This window comes from Methylocaldum sp. 14B (assembly GCF_002005105.1).
Classification (GTDB): domain Bacteria; phylum Pseudomonadota; class Gammaproteobacteria; order Methylococcales; family Methylococcaceae; genus Methylocaldum.
The window spans coordinates 14,290-36,478 of the sequence record NZ_MSCV01000008.1; the positions used below are offsets into that span (position 1 = coordinate 14,290).

Below are 22,189 nucleotides of genomic sequence, written 5' to 3' on the forward strand. Positions count from 1 at the left end.
ACACCCCGCTAAGGAATAAAGATTGAGTAGAAGGCGCGTGGTCGTTACCGGATTGGGCGCAGTATCGCCGGTCGGGTTAACGGTGACTGATTCCTGGGGAAACGTGCTTGACGGCAAAAGCGGCATCGCGCCCATCGAGCATTTCGACGTTTCCGATTTCTCGACCCGCTTTGGCGGGAGTGTCAGGGGATTCGATATCACCCGATATATTTCCGAAAAAGAAGCCAAAAAAATGGATGTTTTCATCCATTACGGGCTTGCGGCAGGCTGCGATGCGTTCGAAGACTCTGGACTGGACGTAGCCGAAGAAAATTCTGAACGTATCGGCGTGGCCATCGGTTCCGGCATCGGCGGTATCACGGGAATCGAGAGCGGACATAGCGCCTTTTTGAGAGGCGGACCGCGGAAAATTTCACCGTTCTTTGTGCCCAGCAACATCATCAACATGATATCGGGCAATGTATCCATCAAGTACGGATTGAAAGGCCCCAACTTCGCTATCGTTACCGCATGTACGACAGGCACTCATAATATCGGTGAGGCCGCCCGCGTGATTCAATACGGCGATGCTGATGTCATGATTGCCGGCGGTGCCGAAATGGCGACTTCGCCGACTTCCTTGGGAGGATTTGCGTCAGCACGGGCCTTGTCCCGCCGCAATGACGATCCGGTGCACGCCAGTCGTCCTTGGGACAAAGACCGGGATGGCTTCGTATTGAGCGACGGTGCGGGGGTCTTGGTGTTGGAGGAATTGGAACACGCCAAGCGGCGTGGTGCCAGGATTTATGCCGAACTGATCGGTTACGGCATGAGCGCCGATGCCTATCACATGACTCAGCCGCCGGAAGGTGGCGAGGGGGCGGCACGTTGCATGCGAAACGCGCTGAGGGACGCCGGCATCAACGCCGATCAAGTCGATTACATCAATGCTCATGGAACATCGACGCTAGCCGGGGATATCGCGGAAACCAGAGCGATCAAGACCGTGCTTGGAAATCATGCCTACAGTACTCCGATCAGCTCGACGAAATCCATGACCGGCCATATGCTGGGTGCTGCCGGTGGCATCGAGGCGATATTCTCGGTACTGGCGCTCAGAGATCAAGTCATTCCTCCAACCATCAATCTAGACAATCCGGACCCGGAATGCGATCTCGATTATGTTCCCCACACCGCGCGTGAGGCAAGGTTGGACATCGTCATGTCCAACTCTTTCGGCTTCGGTGGAACGAACGGCACTTTGATTTTCAAGAAGTACAACTAATTTCCGTTTGATAGCTCCAACTCTTCGTCAATAAAGGCTTAGAGTTGGACGTTCATATAGGCACGCATCAGCGTGCTTTTTGTTATCTTAAGACCAGGTTTTTTTGGGTTGGCCGATTAAGATGATGATGTGGGTTCGGCGTGTATGACGGCTCTAGTGAACGGCCAACCGACACGTTGTGTGGATTTGGCAGACCGTGGCTTCCAATACGGAGACGGGACATTCACCACGATTGCCGTCCGTCAAGGAGTCCCTTTGTTTTGGGCTTTGCACCTGGCTCGTCTGGAGCGCGACTGCCAAAGACTTCTCATTTCTTTTCCCGGGAGCGAATGTTTAGAGCCCGATGTACGGACACTCTGCATGACGCAGCTGGAAGGGGTGTTGAAGATACAAATCAGCCGAGGTATCGGAGGCCGCGGTTACCGACTGCCGCAACCGCAGCGGGTGACTCGGGTCCTGAGCATGCACCCCCTGCCCGAATATCCGCCCGAATTATGGAAAGTCGGTGTCGAGATACGGGTTTGCGGGAGCCGGTTGGGTATCAACCCCCGGCTGGCCGGCATCAAACACATGAATCGTCTGGAACAAATCCTTGCTCGTGCGGAGTGGGCTGCCGACGAGATTCGGGAAGGCATCATGCTGGATGCCGAGGGCTATGTCACCGAAGGCACGATGAGCAATGTTTTTCTGGTTAAGGACGGCACTCTGCACACGCCGAAAATCGACCGCTGCGGCGTCGCCGGGGTCATGCGTGGCATAACGATCGCGACGGCTCAGGAGAACGGGGTCGACTTCGTAGAGTCACGGGTTACGCTTGAGGAACTTTACGCTGCCGACGAGGTATTTTTAACAAACTGCGTAATTGGACTATGGCCCGTTCGCCGATGCGAGCATCGAACATATGGTATTGGGCCGATTACAGAAGAGATTGATCGATGGCTAAGGACGAAGGCGGAAAGCGAGTTGGCCGCAGCGTGCAACGGGCGATCGGGATTATCGTCATCGCTGCCAGTTTCCTGATCGGATGGTTGTGGATGGACTATCGAGCAGCGCTGGATAGGCCGCTAGGACTCGAGAGTCCAGCTTATTTCGAGATTGCTAAGGGCGACAGCCTGGCCCGCATAACAGCCAGACTTAAAGAGCAGGGAATTGTATCTAGCCCGGTATGGTTCAGATTTCGGGCCTATCTGGACGGTTCGGCCAGACATTTGAAGTATGGCGAGTACGAAATCCCGCCGGGGACGACGCTTCGGGAGCTACTGGCGCTGTTCGTCTCGGGCAAGGTCCGCCAGTACCCGATTACGCTTGTGGAAGGCTGGACATTCCGGCAAATTTTGAGCGCATTGGATCAAAGTCCCCCCCTAAAGAAACGTGCAACGGGTAAATCTCCCCAAGAGATCATGCAAATCATCGGGGCGCCCGATGAGCATCCGGAGGGACGTTTCTATCCGGACACTTATTTCGTGACCAAGGGCACCTCGGATATCGAGGTTCTCAAGCGGGCTTATCGAAAAATGCAGGGAGTACTGAACGAAGAATGGGCCAATCGTGCCGAAGGGACTACCTATGGTACGCCCTACGAATCATTGATCGTGGCTTCGATTGTGGAGAAGGAAACGGCCCGTTCGGATGAGCGTCCTCTTATTGCCGGCGTATTCACTCGACGTCTGGCCAAAGGTATGTTGCTGCAAACGGATCCGACGATCATTTATGGTCTGGGTGACAGCTTCACTGGAAATATCCGGAAGGAAGACTTGCTGAAAGATACGCCTTACAACACCTATGTTCGTTCGGGATTGCCGCCGACCCCCATCGCCAATCCGGGGCGCGATTCGATCCGCGCGGCCTTGCATCCCGCTGCGGGGGAGAGTTTGTATTTCGTCGCCCGCGGAGACGGCACTCACGTTTTTTCCGATAGTCTGGAAGAACATCGGCGCGCGGTCGAACAATTCCAAATGCGGCGACATGACTAGAGGAAAATTCATCACCCTCGAAGGCGGGGAGGGCGTAGGCAAAACCACCAATCTGGAGTTCATCCGAGATTATCTGCAAAGGCGTGGAATTAGATTTCTCGTGACCCGCGAACCTGGCGGCACCCCTATAGGTGAAGCCATCCGCCGGCTGGTGATCGATTCTCAAGGGATGTCGGCTCGGACTGAACTCTTGCTGATGTTCGCCGCCCGCGCCCAGCACATCGAAGAAGTCATCGAGCCCGCTTTGGCCAAAGGCATCTGGATCGTTTGCGATCGGTTCACCGATGCTAGTTATGCGTACCAGGGCGGTGGGCGCGGCATCGATAACGCGGTCATTCGATTTCTTCAAGAATGGTTGCAGAAAGGGCTGGAACCCGATCTCACCCTTTTGTTCGACGCTCCCGTGGAAGTCGGCCTCCAACGGGCTAAAGGCAGAGGCCAACTGGACCGTTTCGAAACCGAACTGCCGGCTTTCTTTTCCCGGGTCAGGGAAACGTATTGCGATTTGGCCAGACAATGGCCTCACCGCATCAAGCTACTCGACGCGACTCAGCCGCTCGAGGGCGTGCAGGCGGAAATCGCAAGGCATTTGGATTCTTTGCGTCAGACCTGATGGGAACGGCGTCCAGCGGCATTCTCTATCCTTGGCTCGATGAGCCATGGCAAAAGCTGAACGCTTATCTGGCTTCTCAGAGGCTGCCACAGGCTCTCTTGATTCACGGTGTTGACGGGATCGGGAAAACGTATCTGGCCGAGACTTTCGCCCAAAAGCTGCTTTGCAAGCACCCGGAAATCTTTGCCTGCGGCGATTGTGCCGGGTGCCGGTTGTTTCTAGCCGGAACCCACCCGGACTTCCTGAGGATAGAGCCTGCAGAGCGGGGAAAGCCTATCGCTGTGGACACGGTTCGGCACTTGATCGCGAACCTTTCGCTCAAGCCGCAGTACGGCGGCTACCGCATAGTCGTGTTTTGCGCGGCGCATCAATTGAACATCAGTGCAGCCAATGCCCTCCTGAAAACCTTGGAGGAACCGGGTGAAAATACGGTAATGCTATTGCTGACCGATATGCCTTCCGCCCTGCCGGCGACTATTTTCAGTCGTTGTCAGCGTTTGCCGATCGCGCTTCCGGACGATGCGGTCGCCGCTCGATGGCTGGAGGAGCAAGGAACCGGCGAAGCTACAGCCGTGTTGCTGGCCACTGCGAGGCATGCTCCATTAAAGGCGTTGGCGTTGGCCGAGTCAGACGTCGTGGAGCGCCGGAGGACGGCGTTTTCGGAGTACGTCGACGTGGCTTTGCGACGTCAAGAGCCAATAACTCTCGCGGAACGGTGGTCGACCTTGGCTTATGAGGATTTGGTCGACTGGATGGTTTCATGGACTATCGACTTAATCCGTCTCCGCAGCGTGCCGGACTCTCCGCGTTTGGATAACCCGGATTTGCGTCAGGGCTTGCAGGCCTTGGTCCGTCGACTACACTTGAAGAGCTTGTTCGGATTCCTCGACTTATTGCTGCAAGCAAAACGCGCGCTGAACGGTCAAGTCAACCGCCAGTTGCTTTTGGAGGAGCTTTTGATTCATTGGGCGCAACTCGGACAGTCGCCGCAAGCGGACTGGTATCTATCATGAGTGCAAGCGAAAACAAGGTACGCCAAGGCATTCTGTCTCTAACGATTCGGGATAAAAATGTTCTGTACTCCGCCTATATGCCGTTCGTCAAGAACGGTGGGCTGTTCATTCCGACGAACCGCAGCTACAGTCTGGGCGAAGAAGTATTCATGTTGCTGAATCTTATGGATGAACCCGAACGGATTCCGGTAGCCGGAAAGATTATCTGGATTACCCCTAACGGTGCGGAGGGTTCTCGCGCCGCGGGTATCGGCGTGCAATTCAGCGACGAGGACGGCGGGGCTACACGTGCCCGAATCGAAAACTACCTGGCCGGCAGCCTCGAGTCGCAGCGGCCGACACATACGATGTAACTGCTGACGAACGACGGTTATATGACGCCCGGCTTCACTTTGAGTTCGGACTTCGGTTGATATCATCTACCTCGTTCGGCGACTGGTTTGCCCGGTTCCGACAAATATATTTCTACGCGACGGTTCTGTAACCGTCCGGCGTTTGTATCGTTCGAAGCCACTGGATAAGCCTCGCCGTATCCGCGGGTCACGATACGGTCCGGGCTGACGCCGTTTCTAAGCAAGAAATCCTGCACGGCTTGTGCGCGGCGCAGAGACAGCTCCTCATTATAGGACTCCGATCCGCGGCTGTCGGTATGCCCTTCGATGAGGACGTTGCGATCCGGGTGCTGTTTAAGCGTATTCACTAACTGATAAAGCTCTTGCTGAGCGCCCGGTTTGAGGTTGGCTTTATCGTATTCGAATAGCACACTGCCCAAGGTAACCATAAGACCACGCTCGGTCTGCTGGGCCTTAAGCGCAGAAAGCTCCTGTTGTAGAAGCAGCCTCTCGCGTTCGTCGAGGATTTGCTGGGTCTCGGACTCGGCTTTTCGGGTTTCGGCTATGGCCCGTGCGATCTCGATTTTCCTCTGGGCGATGTAGGCGAGATGGGTGGTTTCGTCTTCATCGTCAGCGTTTTCGGCCTGCCGCAGGGTTTCACCCGCCTCCGCGAGCGCGACTGGAGCATTTTGTGCGATCTCGACGTCTTGCTGGGCTTGCGAATACGACAGGCGAGCCTTTTCCAAGGATTCGTTCTGCGTGGCGCAGCCTGCGCATAGGGTGATTATGCCTAGCGAAAAGCAGCGAATCGCGAGTGAATAACGGAGATTATTGTCCGTCCTTGACATAGCGTTGCCTCCTTTAGAGATTCACGTCGTCAGTGCGCCGACCTCTGGTTTCCGCCTCGCGGCGCAGCTCTTCGATGGTTTGCTGGGCTTGCTGCGCCATTTGGCGGGCATTTTCCGACTGGGCTTTAGCCTCGGCCAACTGGGCGTCGATCTGGGCCTGCTCGGCCAGACGGCGCGCATCCTCGTATTTCTCGTCAGCCAAAGCCTTCTTGGCGCGTCCCAATTTATCCATGGCACGTTGTATTTCCGCCGGGGCATATTCCGACGCTTTTACCATCATGGCTTGGTTGAGAGCCGTATCCGCTGTCGAAATCGTATTGATGGGCGGAGTTTCGGATGCACAACCGAACAATCCCATAGCACTCAAACAGACGATAGAAATACCTGGCCGAGGTTTTGAAAATGCCTTGTAGATTCTCATGAGAAAACCTCCTGTAACATGAGAGTTGCGACTTTCAGAACTACTCTTATTCCCTGTCGATAAGCCAAGCGTTAAGTGCTCGCCGATACGATAGTCGGGCGCATCGGCCATAGGCTCGATCAAATGCGAGAAAAAATCGCTTCGCAGCCGGCAAGTTATCGGAAGTGTGTCATCGGGTAACTGACTCTTTATTTTGCTCACAGTATTACCGGTTCATTTCCCGATCAGATTGCTAGCTTTCCGTTTGATATCGTCGGCACTTTGCTTGAGATCTTTGGCTCGTCGTTTGACGACACGTAACCAGTGTCGCGCCCAGGCGAATTCGATGCCCAGAATTGCCAGGCCTAAAGGGATGAGTAGAAAAGCTGGACCCGGCAATACGATTAAAGCGATCCCGATCAACACTACGGTAGATCCGACCACTCCGATGACCACGCGCCGCGCCACCTTATACGTTTTGACGAGGCTCGTGCGTGACATAAGTCCTCTTTTTCATTGATGAGCCGAGGTTTTGCTGAAACTTTTCAAGGTTTTGACCGGTCGGCGGTGGTTCAGTTTCTGAAGGCGAGCCGTATGACTGAACGATCTTGTCGTTCGCTTAGCAAGGCAGTAGGCATTTAGGATTATCCGATTGCCCTCAAAGAGCCGTTTTTTAGATCGTTAAAAAGCATCTCGATCACATAGATAAATCGTGACGAAAAGCAGCACAAAGACGGATGGTCAAGTGACGTCGCTAGAATTATCTCTGATCTCCAGAAAATAATATTCTTGATTGAACATTACGTTTAATCATTACGGAAAGGCCTCTTAGTGTGAAAGGCAAATCATGATTGAATAGGCATTCAATTCGGTTTTAAGATCGGCTGACCAATATATATCAATACTCATTAAGCCGACCTAAAAATAAGTCCCAGTTTTACTGAGCATGGATTCGGTACCTGTCCATCCGCGGGAAAGGGCTTGCCGGAGTCGAACCGGCCTTCCGGGGATATGAGCCCCGGCGCGCACCGGCGCCTTTGTTGGCTCCGCGGTCTACGTGGGGCATGCAAAAAAGAAGCCTTACCTATTAGATGGCGAGCTTGCTAATCTATCGCAAAAAAATGTAAAACTCCGTGAATATACTTATCTCTTAACTGTGACAAATGCCGCGAAAGTGGAATCGCCTATCGGCAGCATATCTCTTGGGAGGTACGATATGTTTCATGAAGTGACCGGCTCATTGGTTGTGCCGTATGTTTTTGTGAAGCACATCGGTTACGCTCGGCAACCCCTTATAGAGTCGTGTTTCTACTGCCTTTGCTTATGGCGATCGGTAGGCTTTCGAGTAGATTCTGGAGGGATATATAAAATGGAGCCTGCTGAAACCGGACAACCGCTATCAATCGACCTGTTATTATTTTGCATCCTTGATTTTGTTAAATGCCCGGCGCTGGTTGCCGATCTTGGTTTCCCCGTTTAAACCATGCCGGTCACGAAAGAGGGCGGTCTTCCGCGGCGGATCGGGAGATAAAGCAAGATAGCGCGGGAACTTAGACGCCATTTGAGCATCTATAGACGCTCGGTGATTGCCTCCTTTTCGGCGCCCATCTACAAGGGGAGGGCTTAGCCGGCGCTCTGTAGCAATGTAGCAATCCGATTGATTGGTCGATTGGAGGTGTGCAACCGATCGACTCGATTTAAGCTTCCCCACTTAAGGCCTATCCCCGTTGGCTATCAGTCCCGATCATTGCCGGATTTCTGATCGCCTGCGGAATCGAGGTATGAGTAGATTCATAGAGATACAAACCATGTGGGATAGTCTTCAAACATTAATTTCAGCTGACGGGCTCATGCCTCACGGATATTGCCTGCTATGGCGTCCTTCCTTGCTTTATCTGCATGTTTTTTCGGACGTCATGACGGCGCTGGCCTACTATTCCATTCCAGGCGCTTTGATCTACTTCGTCCTGCGCCGCCGCAATCTTCGCTTTCGCAATATTTTCTTGCTCTTCGGCGCCTTCATTCTCGCCTGCGGTACGACTCATTTGTTGGAAGCCTGGACGGTCTGGCAGCCGATCTACGAGGTGGAAGGTATTGTCAAGCTGTTCACTGCCCTGATTTCGGTCGTCGCTGCCGTTGTGCTATGGCCGTTGATCCCCCAGGCTCTCGCCATGCCTAGCCCGGAGGAACTGGAAGAGACCAACCGGCGATTGATCAAGGAAATACAGGAACGCAAGGCGGCCGAGGAGAAGATTCGGCAACTGAACGCTAATCTGGAAGAGAGGGTTACGCAACGCACGCACGAGTTAATGCAGCTTAACCGCCAGCTTAAATTGGAGATTCAGGAACGCAAGCGGGTCGAAGACAGTCTTCGCGATGCCGATAGCCGCAAGGACGAGTTCCTGGCCATGTTGGGTCATGAGCTCAGAAATCCCTTGGCTCCGATTCGAAACGCCGTGCAGGTCATGCGCAAGATCGGTGTGGCCGATCCCAAATTAGCTTGGGCGCGCGATGTCGTTGATCGTCAAGCCGGCCATCTGACCCGGTTGGTGGACGACCTGCTGGATGTTTCACGCATCATCAGGGGCAAGATTACGCTGCACAAGCGCGCCATAACGGTTGCCACGGTTATCGAACAGGCTCTCGAAACCAGCAAGCCGTTAATCGATGCTCGTCATCACGAACTCGCGGTCTCGTTACCGGAAAAACCGGTGCAGATTTATGGGGATCCGGTGCGTTTGGCTCAAGTTCTCTCGAACATACTCAATAATGCGGCCAAGTACACGCCTTCTGGCGGCAAAATCAGGCTGACGGTGGCGCGTGAATCCGCCCAGGCGGTCATTTGTGTACGTGATACGGGTGAGGGCATACCGGCCCATCTGTTGCCGAGGCTTTTTGATCTGTTCACTCAAGCCGAGCGTACCATCGACCGCTCGCAAGGCGGTCTCGGTATCGGTCTGACGATCGTCCAAAAACTCGTGGAGTTACACGGGGGCCGGGTCGAAGCCAGCAGCGAGGGTCCCGGAAGAGGCAGCGAGTTCGTCATCAGGTTGCCGGTTTCCGAAGAACTTGTGGAAGTCGGCGCTAGCGGAGAATCCCCGTCCGCTACGTTGAAAAGCGTTCATTCATGATCGGCCGGTTTCTGCCCGAACTCGATGAGGGTTAGGGCCCAAGAAAATCGACCGCGAGAAACGCTGCCCACGCCAGTCCGTGGCAGACAATAATGCCCCACAGGATTATCCTGTAGCGGGTTTTCCGTATCTTATGGCGGAAATCGTGCTGCGCAAGGAGCGCCCCCGGCCAGCCTCCCATCAACTCTATTATGTGCATGTAAAATTCCGGTATGCGCCATTGGCCGGTTATCGCGTGTTTCTTATCCAGTCCATAAAGCATGATGGCCAGGACGCTCAGGAAAACGTAAGAAAAGAACGGAATCGGATTGTATGTCCGCCAGATCAGATAGCACGACAAGAGGATGGGCAACCCGATCAAGGTCCAGAGAAATGGCGAACGCGGGGTGGCTAGGATACCCTCGGTCGGCTTTTTCGCCGTGATATCGACGCCTTTGATCGCGGCGTAGGAAAGGCGCCTCTTGCCGGGAACGTCGCTTGCCACGTTGTAGAAAATGATGTCTCCGACCTGTGGGCGCCGGCTCGTACCCTCCTCGAGTACGCTGATATGGACGAAATAGTCGTCGCCGCCCATGGATGGACGCACGAATCCGAAGCCTTTGTCATCGTTCCAAAGGACAAGGACGCCTTCCTGCAAGCGGGAATCGTCGGCGACGATCCGCCGCTTGCGGCCGGTCGTCTTTCGTTTATTGAAAGGGGCGGAGGTCAATTCAATTTGCCTTATAGAACTTTGGCATACGCCTTATTGTTACCTGTGTCATTTGTAATCGATTTTACATCTGCCGGCTCAAATCCGATTCGCGGATATGGCAAGGCCCGGCGCTTCCGAACACCGGGCCTCGACATCGCAGAATCCAAAAGGCTGGCTCCGGCTAATCCACGCGTACCTCAATCTTGCGCGGACGCAATTCGGCCCGCTTGGGAATTTTCAGAGTGAGCACGCCGTCCTTGAGTGTGGCGTCGATGTTGTTCGGTTCCAGTTCCGGACTGAGCGAGAAACTCCGGCGGTATCGCGTCGAACGGATGTCCGCATATAGCGCCTGGATGCCCTCCGGCATGTCGAAATGCGCATCACCCTCGATAAGCAGACTGTTCTTATCGACTTCTATGTTGAGTCGATCTCTCGATACCCCCGGCATGTCGGCTACCAGCGTGATGCCCTCCGCATCTTCGCAGATATCGACCGGCGGGTTCAACACCACCTGACGCTCGGGTTTTTGGACGTCGGCGGACTGCCTTGTTGCAACATCTTGTGTCTCAGCCATGATGTTCTCCTTTTGCTCATTTCACTTCGATCTGCCGAGGCTTGGCCGCCTCGCGCCGTTGTACCCTGATGTGCAGAATGCCGTTCTCGCAGCGGGCTTCGACTCGATCGGCATCCACATCTTCCGGTAGCATGATCGCGCGCCGGAACTCGCCGTCGAAACGCTCCTGGCGATAGTAGTTGGCATCCTCTTTTTTCGGCAATTTCCGCTCGCCGGAGACGGACAGCACGTTCTGCTGAATGGAGATGTCCAGTGTCTTGGGATCGACACCCGGGGTAAACAAGTAAACGTCCACCTCGTCGGATGTGGCGCCCACATTCACCGGGGGGAAACTGCCGCGAGTGGCGGATCTGATTCCAATCGGCCAAGGCCAACGGCCGAATAGATCGTCCATCTCCCGCTCCAGGCGTTGGAACTCGTCGAATAAGCTGCTCTCGAATGGCGTGAGTCTGTTGAACATAGGTCATACCTCCTTTTAAGCGGTTCAAACTCTTGCTGGCTGAAAGAACAATGGGGTCTCGGCCGCGATTTTCAAGAGATTCGGAGCGAGCGGCATACGCCAAGCCTTTCCTCATTTGGCCTGATCGGCGCAAGGGCTGGCGGGTTTCCGGCATTGCCTGGAACTTGCCTACGGACTAAGATCACGCTGCACCCCGAATGGATTTCAGGAGTTACTCCATGCGCTCGCACTATGGATGGGTCCTTTCCTTCGTTTTTTTCATTCCTTCTGTGGCTCAGCCGGCCGGTCCGAGGGACGATCGTTTCCTCGAGGGTTATGCTTCGGCCGTACTCGCCATGCGTTTCGGGTTGAGCGATGCGAAACCCAGCGTGAAAAACGGTCGGCTGGTGCTCGATCCGGCTCAACTCAAAGGACAGAACCCGCAAACGGTCGCTGACGCTCTGCGTGGCATAGAAGGGTTACAGGTCGAAGTGGGAAGACCCGGCAGCGCGTCGATTGCGGTTCGCGAGCCGGTCCCCGAAACCCAGCCGGCGTCATCTTCCGGAAAACTGACGCGCTATACGGGCTGGCTTCCGCCGACCAAGGCTTTCGAGTCCCTGATCGCCGATCCGAAATGGCCGCGTTTCTCCGCATCCGTCCAGTTTTACCAGAGCGATGAGGAACTGAACACGGTCGGTTCCGCGAACTTCGGCGCCACGCTTCCGTTTTACGGATGGGAAGGATTGGGCGCCATGTGGCAAGTCGGACTCCAGGCCGGGGTATTTTCGATTTTCAATCTGAACGCGAATTCTACCGATCTGGTGAACTCCGATTTCTTCGTGGCGCTGCCGGCGAGCGTCAGAACCGGCCCCTTCTCGGCCCAGGCGCGCGTTTTCCACCAGAGTTCGCATTTGGGCGACGAGTACCTGCTGCGCAATCGGGTCGATCGCATCAATCTTTCCTTCGAGGGCGCCGATCTCTTGCTCTCCTGGAATTTCGGCGATTTCTTGCGCCTCTACGGCGGTGGAGGAGGGCTGTTCCGAACCGATCCGAGCGATCTCGAACCATGGTTTGTGCAAGGCGGATTCGAGTTGACGAGCCCCTATCCAGTATTTACCGAACTCTTGTATCCGGTCGCGGCACTGGACATTCAGGCTGCCGAAGGAGGCGATTGGGACGCCAGCTATTCGGCGCGTGCCGGCATCGAGTTTCGCAGCGCCTGGCTGGAGGGTCGGCGCTTGCAGTGGCTGTTCGAATATTTCAACGGGCGCTCGCCGAACGGCCAGTTTTTCGAAAGGCACATCGAGTATTTCGGGACCGGTCTCCATTTCTATTTCTGAACAGGAGAGACCCGCTGGGATCAATGCAGCCCCGTTTTTCCGGCAAACCAACGGGCAGCCTCCTGCGCTATATCCGAGGGAACGCTATGGCCGCCCTCGAATTCCCGGTAGACAACCTCATAGCCGGCCCGCTTCAGCTGCGGCACGATGCGGCGGCTGCATTTGTCGATAGGCAACACGGTATCGTCCGTGCCATGGGAAATGAAAACCTGCGGATTTCCGCGCTGTACGGTGGATATCATGAAGCCCGGCGAAAACGCGAGGATATGGCTGAACAAGTCACCGTTCATGACGCCCAGCGAGAGCGCATAAGACGCGCCGTCCGAAAAGCCGCCGATCGCGATTCGCGACGGATCGACCGCATAGTGGGTAAACACATGGCTCAAGACCCGATCGACCTGGGTGAGGTCTACCCCATAGTCTTCGATGATCACATCCCAGGTGAATTCGTGCGATGCGGGCGCCGCCAGGATCAATCCGCAAGGATCGGCCAACTTCAAGAGAGGGGCCAAACCGTGCTGGGAATTGCCCCCGGCTCCATGAAACAACAACACCAGCGGAAGAGCGCGGCCTCCCCGATAGCTCTCTGGAATATAGAGATGCCCGCTACGCTTGGATTCTTCGAGTCTGAGCGGTAGCAGGCCGGTTGGGGCGGACTTCTTGATCTTTATCCGCTCCGGACGCGCCGAAAGATGTCCTATTTTGCTCATTGCGATACTTTTCCTTGAATGAAGATTCCAAGGTTCGAGTGACGCTCGGGTCCTTTTGTGAGCTCCAGCCGGTCGGATTCATCTCAGCGGAAATCCGATGCTCACGCCGGTACGCATATGAACCGGACCGTATCGGACACCTGGCCCGGAAATGCCGATACCGGCGTACGGCCTCACGCTGCTACAAGCGCTAAGTAATGGCGCAACGAGGATCAGCCCTATGATCAGGATGATCGGCCTTTTGGCTGCTTTCATGATCGGACCTCTTGCTTCATCGTGAAGGCGGTATTTGCTGAATGCCGAACATCGCTCCCGACGGATCGGTCATCACGGCGACCGTTCCCGAGCGGATGTCGGGGTGCGGAGCGATGAGCACCTTACCTCCGAGACTTTCCGCGCCGGCAACAGTTCCGGCGAGATCCGAGACTCGAATGTACGGCAGCCAGGCCGCTTGTCCCCCGGCCAGGGGCTGTCTTGCGAGTCCGGCCCTCGGAGTCCCTTCGCGCTTGAAGATGAGATACGGTTGCTTGCCGCTCTCGCGCGGCCACGAGTCGACTTGATATCCCGCAAGCTCATGGTAGAACCGTGTCGCCTTGTCGAGGTCCTCGGCCCACAATTCGTCCCAAAACCAGTCGTTTTCCTCGGGTTCGATGGGCTCGGGATCGCCCCATCGGGTACGGATTACCGTCAGCGGAGCACCGTCCGGATCGCGGATAACGGCGAAACGTCCCCGTTCCGGCGCGTTCACCGGCGTCAGCGGCACGGTTCCGCCGGATCGCTCGGCCAGCTGCACCGCGCGATCGACATTCTCGACCGAAAGCAAGCTAAGCCACTGATTCGCGGGGTGCGGCGGTTCGGTATCCTTAGCCACGAGACCGGAAATCGGACGTCCGTGGTTCCAGGCAATCGAATAGTCGAAATCACCTTGAGTGGAGTCGGTAAACCGCCAGCCGAACAGGCTTCCGTAAAAACGCTTGGCGGCGGGTAGATCGTCGGTCACGAGATCGTGCCAGACAAAACGGCCGGGTTGGTGGAGCCGCGTCTCGGTGGGCGAGATTGCGGGCAACTCGACCACACGGTCGGCACAGGCCGAAAAAAGTCCGAGCGAGACGATCAGCAGGACCGGGATAATGCTTCTACAAGTGTGTTTGAAAGGTTTGTATCTGATACGACGCATCACAAACTCCTGCCAAACGACCTATGGTGCTTTCGGATTCAAGGTGCTGCCTACGGCGGCTTCTTCTATCGGATGTGAAAACCCACTAATCCACCTTGACCAACAACGCCAGCGGAAAGCCCGAAAACAATTCCGTTGCCATCAGCGGGGCCGCGCCGCCAAGCGTTACCTGTTCCCGCGTGAGGCAGTGCGCATAAGTGCCGGCGACGGCAGGCGGCAGCGTCAGGCGGGTATCGTCCCAAACCGTCCCATCGCCCAGCGGCGATAAGGCGCCGTTGCCGAGGCGCAATATCCAGCGGGGCACCGCCACCAGCACCGTGCGCGAGCCGAAGCGGCGGAGAAACGCGCACAGGTGTTCGGCTTTTTTCCCCTCGGCTTCCAGCGGATGATAGCCGCCGCGGCGGAACAAATCCGGATCCTGTTGCCGCACTCGCAGCGTTTCCCGTGTGACATACAGCTTGATTCGCCCGTCGCTCATATCGCTTTGCATCTCACCGAGTTTCGGTGCGAGCTCCGGCGCAGTCAGTCCATCCCATGCCTTGATCTCGTTCAATAAAAGCTGTCGCCGCTCATAATCCACCGGCCGACGGTTGTCCGGGTCGACCAGGCTGAAATCCCACAGCTCGTTTCCCTGATAAACGTCCGGCACGCCGGGAACGGTGAGCTTAAGCAGGACTTGAGCCAGGCTGTTGTGCAAACCTGCGCGGGTGATGCCCGACAGAAAATCGCGAAAGTCGCGGAGAAATTCGTCCTGCTCTCCTGGAGTTACGAGTTTCCGCAGAAAATCCGAGACTGCCCGTTCGTAGGGTAAATTCGGATTCAGCCAACTGCTGAACAGCTTGGCTTCTCTCATCGCCTTGACCATGTAGGCTTCCAATCTCTGCACGTAGTTCCCCGCGCTTTCCGGGTTCAGCTCTCCCAGCGGCCAGGTTCCGACCAAAGTCTGATAAATCAGGTATTCATCGTTTCTCGACGGGGCCGGATCGCCGTCGACCATGCTTTTCTTCTTCCGGTTGAGCTCGCTCCAGTTACGGACGCGCGCTATCCATTCATCGGGAAGCTCCGACAACACGTCGATGCGGGCCCTCACATCCTCGGAACGCTTGGTATCGTGGGTCGAGGTGCTCAATAGGGAATGGGGCCAGAATTGGCTGCGTTCTTCGTTACGGCGATGAAAATCGGCGAGCGAAACGCCGAAATATCTGGGATCGCCACCGACTTCGTTCAAAGACACGAAACGGTTGTAGCGGTAGAAAGCCGTGTCTTCCATGCCTTTCGCCATGGCCGGGCCGGTCAGCTGCTGAAATTTCATCGCGAACGAGACGACCTGTTCCCGATACCGGTCGCTCTTGCCCTCCGCCAGAATCGTCAGCAGTTCGTCCCGGACGAAATCGAAGATCGTAAGGTCTCCCACCAGGCTTCGTTTTTTCGCGTGCTCGACCGCGAGCTCGATGTAGTTCCGATCGGTTTCGGATATCCCCCGGCCGGTTACGTAGGTTCGGTAGACCGGAAAACAAGCGATGATTTCCCGCAGTGCATCCCGCAGGCTGTTCAGGCTGTAATCGCGGGTGCGGCGGTCGCTTTCCGCGATCCGGCTCAGCCGGTTGGCGAGCACCGTGAGTTCGCTGGAAAGGGCGACCCTAAGAATCAAGCGCTTTGATTGGTAAAGCAATTCGTCGAAATCGACGGGAAAACTGCAGAAGGACCGGTAGAAGGCATCCAGCGCCTGCTCGGCCCCCGGCCAGATGAAGAGGCCGTTGACCAGGTTGGCGAAGTCGTAGCCGGTCGTGCCATGGACCGGCCATTGGCTGGGAAGGCTCTCGTCCAGAGCGAGGATCTTTTCGACCACGACGTAGAACGCCCGAGCTTCCGATGTGGCGGCGGCCTGGTCCTCGGATTCCGCGGTTTCCGTCCGGGTCAACGCCAGCACGCGATCTTGCAGCGCCCGGCAGTAGGCTCCCGGATTGTAAAGTCCGTCCGGATGGTCGATCCTGAGTCCCTGTATCTTTCCCAGGGCGATGAGGTCCAGGACGAACCGGTGGGTGGCCTCGAAGACATCCTCGTTTTCGATGGACAAGGCGGCCAGATCGTTGGTATCGAAGAATCGGCGATAGTTGATCTCGTCCGCCGCAACCCGCCAATAAGCCAGCCGGTAGGCTTGATATTCGAGAAGCTCGTGGAGCCGGTCGAAACTTGCCGGAACGCCGGGCATGCCGTTGAACTCGCTGACATTCTTGGCGATGAACTGCGAGATGTCCCGGCTGGCTGCGCACAGCCGCGCCAGATGCTGCTTGTGGATTTCTTTGTCCCGGTTGCGTTCGTTGCGCTTGTCCTTGCCGGTCTGCCAGCGGCCGGGCAGGTGGCTGAAAGCCGTTATCAGGCTCTGAAATTCCGCGAGGTGGGAATCATCCGGACTGAGCGCGGTTTTCAGCTGATCCAGCCGGTAAGCCAGAATGCGCGGATATTCCTTGGGATCGATCGGGAACCGGTGGGGCCCGTAGTAAACGGAGAAGGAACCCTCCTCGGCGTCGAAAGCGAGTTCCAGCTCTCCGCTTTCCAATGCGGTTCCGTACGGCGACCCCAAGGTGGGCAGCAGGACTTTGCCGCGCAGATAGTCTTTGACCGGCGACCAGTCGATATCGAAAAAATCGGCATGATCCGAAGCCGGTCCATTTTCGAGCACGTCCAGCCACCAGATGTTGTCGCTGCCCATGACGCCCATATGGTTGGGCACCATATCCAGAATCTGGCCCATGCCGCGCCGTGCGAGCTCGGACACGAATCGGTCGAAATCTTCCTGGCTGCCGATTTCGGGATTCAGTTCGCCATGATCGACGATATCGTAGCCATGGGTGCTGCCCGGCCGCGCTTTCAGATACGGAGACGCATAACAATGGCTGATGCCTAGGTCCTGAAGATAAGGCAGGATTTCCGTCGCCTGGCGAAAGGTGAAATCGCGGTTGAACTGCAACCGATAAGTGGCGCGCGGAATGGAAAAGCTGACGCCCCCGGCTATCGCCGTCTTGCTTTTGATCTGGGTTTTCGGAATTCCGCTGCGCCTTTCGGCCAAGGCGTGCAGCAAGGCGGTGACGGTATCTTCCTTGCGCCACTGTTCGAATTCCAGCGGCAGTTTTCGCCGCCAGTTCGGAAAATCGTCGGGCGCGCCGGGGATCACGAGCTGGTCGGCCTGCCCGAGGGCATCCTCCAGCCGCAGCAGCACGATGTCGGCCGCGGTTCGGGACAGCAGAAGATAAACCGCGCGCACCATGTCGGGCATCATATCGGGCACGGAAATCGGATGGATATTGATGTCGGCCGGCAGCAAGTCTTCCTGTTCCAGCGTGACGAGCAGGCGAGCGCGGGCGACTGCCCGGGCCACGACGGCGTCGTGGCGGGCATCTTCGGAGGCAAAGAGCTTCAATGCCGTGCGTTCGTCCAGATCGCGCCCGAGCCAGAATCCTCTGAGGGGTGGCTCGTCGATCCCGGACGTGACGATGGCCGATTCCGGCGCATATTCCCGTGTAGGCAGGAATTTTTCGGTCTTCCAGTGGGAGAACAGCGATTCGCAAGGCAGCACGCCCGCGTGTTTCAGCCGTTCCATGATGTCCGCCGGAACGGTTTCGCCGTCGGTCGCCAGCACCAGACAGCGATTGCGCTGGCTTTCCAGGGCAAGGATCCCCAGGAGGTCCTCGAAGGGAAAGGCGACATAGCTGCCGTCCTCGGAGCTCCCGCCGGCCGGAATCCAGTACTGCCGGGCCAAGTCGGTCACCTTGTGCACCAGCACGGCGCCGACATGTCGCATCGTCTGCCGCAGACTGGCGGTGAAAGGGCGGTAGGCCGCTTCTCTCAGACTCGGTGGTGTAAAGGGCGAAATGGTGGAGACGCCGCCGTCCGGGCAGGTTTCGGTCGGCGGCGAACCGAGCCGGATGCCGGGCGCATGGTAGGTTTGCTGCGACCAGACTTCCGCACCGCCCGCGGCGGCACTGAATACGAATTCCAGGCATAAGCCGATACTCAAGCCGAGCTCCGCGGCGCGGTCCCCGGCCGACTGGATTTGCTGTTCCGCCTGCCAGTAGAGATAGGCATAGTAGTCGAGCCCGGCGGCATTTTCGGCCGCAAAGCTTTGTACCTCGGGAGACGACGGATCCCTGAATTGCGCCGGCCAATCGGTCCACGCCGAATATCCGGCGCCCTCGCGGGCAAAGCGTTCGCACAGCGCGTCGAACAGCGACTGATGATAAAGAACGGGCCCGCGCGCGGACTGATAGGCGCGAAAGGCTTTTCCGCGTTTGGAAAGCTTCCGCAAATGCTTGTTGCGGAAATGAGCGAAGAGCGATTCCAGGATGCCGAGCTTTACCGCCGCCACTTCGGTATAGTCGATCAGCTCTTCGGCGCGCAGGGCGCGTAGCTGCGCCTGGAATTCCGGATCCGCGACGGCTTGCTGCACGGCCTCGGACTCGGCGAAGTCGGGAATGGCTTCGACGTCGAGGTACAGCACGTTGTAAAAAAGCCGGTTGGACGGCTCGTAAGCATTGCCGATTTCCGGCTTCACCGGTTTCAGGGCTTGGAGCGGACTCACCCGGATCATCGCCGCTTCATGCTCGGCGGCATAATCGACCAAGCCCTTGAGATCGGTAAAATCGCCGATGCCCCAGTTGCGTTGCGAGCGTACGGCGTGAAGAGCCAGCGATAATCCCCAGACCTTTTGTTTTTCTTGCAGAACCGGCGGGAGATAGCAGCGCTCAGGCGTCACGATAAGGCTCATGCTGCCTTTGAGATTTCGCTCCGCGTACTCGACCGTCAGTCGGTGATAGCCCAGAGGAGGCTGAACCGGCAGGGTGAAGGTGTAGCGCCGATAGCACTGGTCCTGAATCGCCAGCTCGCCGACCAGCGCCAACTCGGCCGGGCAGAAGTCTCCGTCCCATCGCTTTCCATCGTCGAGTTCCAGAATCCACGTCATGAGCACATGATCGAGCTGACGAGGCAATGTACAGACGATGACGCGGGAATCCTCGCCCTCGCGAACGACCTTGACCGGCGGCAGGATTCGAAGCCAATGCTCATATTCCAGCTCGGCCATGATCGCCGGCAGCCGTGCCTCGTCGTAGGCATCGATGCCCATGGCCGCCAAGAGTTCGCGCTTGGTGTCGGCGGAAACGCGGACCGTTTCGCCCCGTGAGTCGACGAACTCCGTCTCGATGCCGCAAAGGCCGCACAGCTGGTCGATCGCTTTAACGACGGGCATCAGTCTTACCTAATCATCTGTGCGGCCAAGAGCCGCGCCTTATTTCCTTCTCCCTTCGGGCAGAGGTATCTACACAAGTCTCCAAAGCCGTCATTCCGGCAGGGAAGGGTTGCGACTAAAGCAACCGTTTGCGATTGGATGCCGGAATCCAGAACACACGGATGTGAGAGGCCGTTGCCGTCCTTGGCGTCTGGACCCCGGCACTCCAATCGCAAACGGTGTCTTCGGGAAGGGCGTGGCCGGCGCTCCCGGCCAGGCCGTTTGCGATTGGAGCACCGAAGCCACCCTTCCCTGCCGGGGTGACGAGTTGCGTCGATACCTTTACTCCTTGGGAGAGGGGTGGGTGAGGGGCTTGGAGAAAGTGGCCCGAAGGGCTGGATGAGGGAGAGCGCGCTCTCCGGTCGCATGAGAAACCAGGCCGTTGACCAGGCGGGTATCCGGCCCGAAGGCAAGCTGTCGGTAATGTCCGGGTCGCTGACGGCTAATGCCGGATCCGAGGAAAGATCCAAGTTCGACAGCGGTTCTTCCCCAAGATTGGATAAGAGGATCAAGCTGCCGCCGTCATCCAAGTTCCAGACGACCGAAAGCCCTCGTCCGCCCAAGATCGCGAAGCGTGAACAGCCGACGCGTATTTTTTTCAGGATCGGGACGATTTGCTCGCGGCGGACCGCCAGTAGGGATTGGTAGAACGACTGCCATTCCCGATGTTTCGGAATCTCCAGTGCGGCCCAGTCCAATTTCGAGTTGAAGAAGGTCGAGGGGGCGGAAGGATCGGGAATCCGTTGTCGGAGCTCCGGGGCGGCGAATCGTCCGAAGCGGGCGAATTCGTTGCGTCGGCCTTCCGTCACCGCCTGGGCCAATTCCGGTCCGAAGTCGCAGAAATATTGGAACGGCGTCGGACAGGCGAATTCCTCGCCCATGAACAGCAAAGGCGGGGAAGGCGCCAACAGCAACAGCGTCACCGCCGCTCGGAGTGGGCGGGTTTCCACCAGATCGGAGAGACGCTCGCCGAATGCGCGGTTGCCGACCTGATCGTGATTTTGCAGAAAGGGGACGAACGCGGTGGGCGGAAGATCGCGGCTGATTTCGCCGCGCCGGCGGTTGTCGCGATACGGCGAGGCTTCCCCTTGATAGGCGAAGCCTTCGGTCAGGGCGCGTCCCAAGTGTTTCAGGGGCGCGTCGGCATAATCGGCGTAATAGCCGTCGGTTTCGCCCGTCAACAAGAGGTGCAACGCATGATGCAGGTCGTCGTTCCACTGCGCGTCGTACTGCCGGGGCGAACCGTCGGCCTCGCGCGCGAGATAATGCGCGGCGTTGTCGTCGTTTTCCAGTACCAGATGGACGTGCCGGCAGCTTCCGGGGCCGGCGCGAACCCGCTCCGCCAACTCGTCCAGAATATCCGGACGCGAATCGTCGATGATGGCGTGAACCGCATCCAGCCGCAGTCCGTCCAGGTGATATTCCTCCAGCCAGTACAAGGCGTTGTGAATGAAAAAATCGCGCACGGTGCGGCAGTTCTCGCCGTCGTAGTTGATCGCGCTGCCCCAGGGCGTATGGTGCCGGTTGCTGAAGAACGGCTTGCCATAGACATACAAGTAATTGCCTTCCGGCCCGAAGTGGTTGTAGACCACGTCGAGGAACACCATGAGGCCCTTGTGATGAGCGGCCTGGACGAACTCCTTCAGATCGTCCGGCGTTCCGTAGCTGGCATCCGGCGCGAACGGTAGGACGCCGTCATAGCCCCAGTTCCAGCGGCCGGGAAAAGCCGCGATCGGCATCAGCTCGATCGCCGTGATGCCTAGCGAAGCCAGGTAGTCCAGCTTGTCTTGCAGTGCCCGAAAGCTTCCTTCCGGGGTGAAGGTGCCGACGTGCAGTTCGTAGATCACGGCTTCTTCCCAAGGCCGTCCGGTCCACTCCTCATCGGTCCAGCGGAAGCCGGCCGGATCGATCACCTGGCTGGCGCCGTGCACGTCCGAAGGATTGAAACGCGAGGCGGGATCCGGAACGGCGAGGCCATCGTCCAGCCGAAACCGGTAACGGCTGCCGGCCGCCGCTTCAGTTGTCATGACCTCGAACCAGCCGTCGGCTCGCTGCTGCATAGTCAAACGTCGCTCCCTCTCGTCCGTTCCGAGGATCAAGTCCACGCTCTTCGTTTGCGGCGCCCAGAATCTGAAGCGCACGCCGTCTTCCGTGATTTCCGTGCCGAATGGCATTGAGTGTTTTCGAATCATCGTTCCGATTTGGGTGTTTCCCTTCGAGTTATCCGGTAATAGGCTGGGATAGGCGGCAGCGTTCCCGGCAAACGGCTGAGTTGTTGTCTTGGCCAACCGAGTCGATAAGGAGTCGCTGACGCGACGGTTGTTTTGAATGTGGGTTTCCGAACCCACGGTCGGGATACTTTCTTTTGCTTGGCCAAAAGAAAGTATCCAAAGAAAAGGC

General features: G+C 57.1%; 19 protein-coding genes. 9 read left to right on the forward strand and 10 right to left on the reverse strand.

Going from position 1 to position 22,189, the window contains the following annotated elements:
• The first annotated feature begins 22 nt into the window (after positions 1-22).
• The 6 genes from fabF (at position 23) to B2A78_RS07445 (ending at position 5,216) form a co-directional block, all read left to right on the forward strand.
• Positions 23-1,264, forward strand: a complete 1,242-nt coding sequence (gene fabF, locus B2A78_RS07420) for a beta-ketoacyl-ACP synthase II (protein WP_077729283.1) — start codon at positions 23-25, stop codon at positions 1,262-1,264.
• Between the two features lie 144 nt (positions 1,265-1,408).
• Positions 1,409-2,284 (forward strand): aminodeoxychorismate lyase, encoded by an 876-nt coding sequence (pabC, locus tag B2A78_RS07425; RefSeq protein ID WP_077729284.1) that lies wholly within the window; start codon positions 1,409-1,411, stop codon positions 2,282-2,284.
• Positions 2,200-3,237 carry an endolytic transglycosylase MltG gene (mltG, locus tag B2A78_RS07430; protein ID WP_143735100.1) on the forward strand — a complete coding sequence of 346 codons (1,038 nt, stop codon included), beginning with the start codon at positions 2,200-2,202 and terminating at the stop codon, positions 3,235-3,237. The genes pabC and mltG overlap by 85 nt, the downstream gene beginning before the upstream one ends.
• Positions 3,230-3,850, forward strand: coding sequence for a dTMP kinase (gene tmk, locus B2A78_RS07435; protein ID WP_077729286.1), 621 nt, complete (start codon positions 3,230-3,232; stop codon positions 3,848-3,850). Before mltG ends, tmk begins: the two co-directional genes overlap by 8 nt.
• Positions 3,850-4,863, forward strand: coding sequence for a DNA polymerase III subunit delta' (locus tag B2A78_RS07440; RefSeq protein ID WP_168175373.1), 1,014 nt, complete (start codon positions 3,850-3,852; stop codon positions 4,861-4,863). The genes tmk and B2A78_RS07440 overlap by 1 nt, the downstream gene beginning before the upstream one ends.
• Positions 4,860-5,216 carry a PilZ domain-containing protein gene (locus tag B2A78_RS07445; RefSeq protein ID WP_077729288.1) on the forward strand — a complete coding sequence of 119 codons (357 nt, stop codon included), beginning with the start codon at positions 4,860-4,862 and terminating at the stop codon, positions 5,214-5,216. Before B2A78_RS07440 ends, B2A78_RS07445 begins: the two co-directional genes overlap by 4 nt.
• Positions 5,217-5,278: 62 nt before the next feature.
• Here the strand turns inward: B2A78_RS07445 and B2A78_RS07450 are convergent, their stop codons facing one another.
• From B2A78_RS07450 to B2A78_RS07460, 3 genes are all read right to left on the reverse strand, one after another.
• The gene (locus tag B2A78_RS07450; protein ID WP_077729289.1) at positions 5,279-6,043 is read right to left on the reverse strand and encodes an OmpA family protein; all 765 of its coding nucleotides are present in this window, start codon (positions 6,041-6,043) and stop codon (positions 5,279-5,281) included.
• 13 nt (positions 6,044-6,056) lie between these two features.
• Positions 6,057-6,575, reverse strand: a complete 519-nt coding sequence (locus B2A78_RS07455; protein ID WP_139840988.1) for a DUF4398 domain-containing protein — start codon at positions 6,573-6,575, stop codon at positions 6,057-6,059.
• A gap of 102 nt (positions 6,576-6,677) precedes the next feature.
• Positions 6,678-6,944 carry a PGPGW domain-containing protein gene (locus B2A78_RS07460; protein ID WP_077729291.1) on the reverse strand — a complete coding sequence of 89 codons (267 nt, stop codon included), beginning with the start codon at positions 6,942-6,944 and terminating at the stop codon, positions 6,678-6,680.
• A gap of 556 nt (positions 6,945-7,500) precedes the next feature.
• Between B2A78_RS07460 and B2A78_RS25600 the strand changes: the two genes are divergently transcribed.
• Positions 7,501-7,923 (forward strand): hypothetical protein, encoded by a 423-nt coding sequence (locus B2A78_RS25600; RefSeq protein WP_143735101.1) that lies wholly within the window; start codon positions 7,501-7,503, stop codon positions 7,921-7,923.
• A 301-nt stretch (positions 7,924-8,224) separates the two neighbouring features.
• A complete protein-coding gene (locus B2A78_RS07465; protein WP_077729292.1) occupies positions 8,225-9,574 on the forward strand; it encodes a HAMP domain-containing sensor histidine kinase in 1,350 nt (449 codons plus the stop codon).
• A gap of 31 nt (positions 9,575-9,605) precedes the next feature.
• On the opposite strand, the gene B2A78_RS07470 is transcribed toward B2A78_RS07465, so the two are convergent.
• The 3 genes from B2A78_RS07470 to B2A78_RS07480 all read right to left on the reverse strand — a co-directional run bounded on the left by B2A78_RS07470 (position 9,606) and on the right by B2A78_RS07480 (position 11,299).
• Positions 9,606-10,283, reverse strand: coding sequence for a DUF1294 domain-containing protein (locus B2A78_RS07470; protein ID WP_077729293.1), 678 nt, complete (start codon positions 10,281-10,283; stop codon positions 9,606-9,608).
• A gap of 163 nt (positions 10,284-10,446) precedes the next feature.
• The gene (locus B2A78_RS07475; RefSeq protein WP_077729294.1) at positions 10,447-10,839 is read right to left on the reverse strand and encodes an Hsp20/alpha crystallin family protein; all 393 of its coding nucleotides are present in this window, start codon (positions 10,837-10,839) and stop codon (positions 10,447-10,449) included.
• A 16-nt stretch (positions 10,840-10,855) separates the two neighbouring features.
• Positions 10,856-11,299 carry an Hsp20/alpha crystallin family protein gene (locus tag B2A78_RS07480; RefSeq protein ID WP_077729295.1) on the reverse strand — a complete coding sequence of 148 codons (444 nt, stop codon included), beginning with the start codon at positions 11,297-11,299 and terminating at the stop codon, positions 10,856-10,858.
• Positions 11,300-11,517: 218 nt separating this feature from the next.
• Between B2A78_RS07480 and B2A78_RS07485 the strand changes: the two genes are divergently transcribed.
• A complete protein-coding gene (locus B2A78_RS07485) occupies positions 11,518-12,618 on the forward strand; it encodes a DUF1207 domain-containing protein (RefSeq protein ID WP_168175374.1) in 1,101 nt (366 codons plus the stop codon).
• Positions 12,619-12,638: 20 nt separating this feature from the next.
• Here B2A78_RS07485 and B2A78_RS07490 read toward each other — a convergent pair whose 3' ends face one another.
• The 4 genes from B2A78_RS07490 to treZ form a co-directional block, all read right to left on the reverse strand.
• Positions 12,639-13,328, reverse strand: a complete 690-nt coding sequence (locus tag B2A78_RS07490) for a phospholipase (RefSeq protein WP_077729297.1) — start codon at positions 13,326-13,328, stop codon at positions 12,639-12,641.
• 271 nt (positions 13,329-13,599) lie between these two features.
• Positions 13,600-14,505 (reverse strand): VOC family protein, encoded by a 906-nt coding sequence (locus tag B2A78_RS07495; RefSeq protein ID WP_077729298.1) that lies wholly within the window; start codon positions 14,503-14,505, stop codon positions 13,600-13,602.
• Between the two features lie 85 nt (positions 14,506-14,590).
• Positions 14,591-19,750: a malto-oligosyltrehalose synthase gene (gene treY / locus B2A78_RS07500; RefSeq protein WP_077729299.1), complete on the reverse strand. Its 5,160-nt coding sequence runs from the start codon at positions 19,748-19,750 to the stop codon at positions 14,591-14,593.
• A gap of 5 nt (positions 19,751-19,755) precedes the next feature.
• Positions 19,756-21,963 carry a malto-oligosyltrehalose trehalohydrolase gene (treZ, locus tag B2A78_RS07505; RefSeq protein ID WP_077729300.1) on the reverse strand — a complete coding sequence of 736 codons (2,208 nt, stop codon included), beginning with the start codon at positions 21,961-21,963 and terminating at the stop codon, positions 19,756-19,758.
• Positions 21,964-22,189: the final 226 nt, after the last annotated feature.

Coding starts and splice junctions, on each gene's coding strand:
- pabC (WP_077729284.1), top strand. CDS start 1,409: ATGACGGCTCTAGTGAACGGCCAACCGACACGTTGTGTGGATTTGGCA.
- mltG (WP_143735100.1), top strand. CDS start 2,200: ATGGCTAAGGACGAAGGCGGAAAGCGAGTTGGCCGCAGCGTGCAACGG.
- tmk (WP_077729286.1), top strand. CDS start 3,230: ATGACTAGAGGAAAATTCATCACCCTCGAAGGCGGGGAGGGCGTAGGC.
- B2A78_RS07440 (WP_168175373.1), top strand. CDS start 3,850: ATGGGAACGGCGTCCAGCGGCATTCTCTATCCTTGGCTCGATGAGCCA.
- B2A78_RS07445 (WP_077729288.1), top strand. CDS start 4,860: ATGAGTGCAAGCGAAAACAAGGTACGCCAAGGCATTCTGTCTCTAACG.
- B2A78_RS07450 (WP_077729289.1), bottom strand. CDS start 6,043: ATGTCAAGGACGGACAATAATCTCCGTTATTCACTCGCGATTCGCTGC.
- B2A78_RS07455 (WP_139840988.1), bottom strand. CDS start 6,575: ATGGCCGATGCGCCCGACTATCGTATCGGCGAGCACTTAACGCTTGGC.
- B2A78_RS07460 (WP_077729291.1), bottom strand. CDS start 6,944: ATGTCACGCACGAGCCTCGTCAAAACGTATAAGGTGGCGCGGCGCGTG.
- B2A78_RS07465 (WP_077729292.1), top strand. CDS start 8,225: ATGAGTAGATTCATAGAGATACAAACCATGTGGGATAGTCTTCAAACA.
- B2A78_RS07475 (WP_077729294.1), bottom strand. CDS start 10,839: ATGGCTGAGACACAAGATGTTGCAACAAGGCAGTCCGCCGACGTCCAA.
- B2A78_RS07480 (WP_077729295.1), bottom strand. CDS start 11,299: ATGTTCAACAGACTCACGCCATTCGAGAGCAGCTTATTCGACGAGTTC.
- B2A78_RS07485 (WP_168175374.1), top strand. CDS start 11,518: ATGCGCTCGCACTATGGATGGGTCCTTTCCTTCGTTTTTTTCATTCCT.
- B2A78_RS07490 (WP_077729297.1), bottom strand. CDS start 13,328: ATGAGCAAAATAGGACATCTTTCGGCGCGTCCGGAGCGGATAAAGATC.
- B2A78_RS07495 (WP_077729298.1), bottom strand. CDS start 14,505: ATGCGTCGTATCAGATACAAACCTTTCAAACACACTTGTAGAAGCATT.
- treY (WP_077729299.1), bottom strand. CDS start 19,750: ATGCCCGTCGTTAAAGCGATCGACCAGCTGTGCGGCCTTTGCGGCATC.
- treZ (WP_077729300.1), bottom strand. CDS start 21,963: ATGCCATTCGGCACGGAAATCACGGAAGACGGCGTGCGCTTCAGATTC.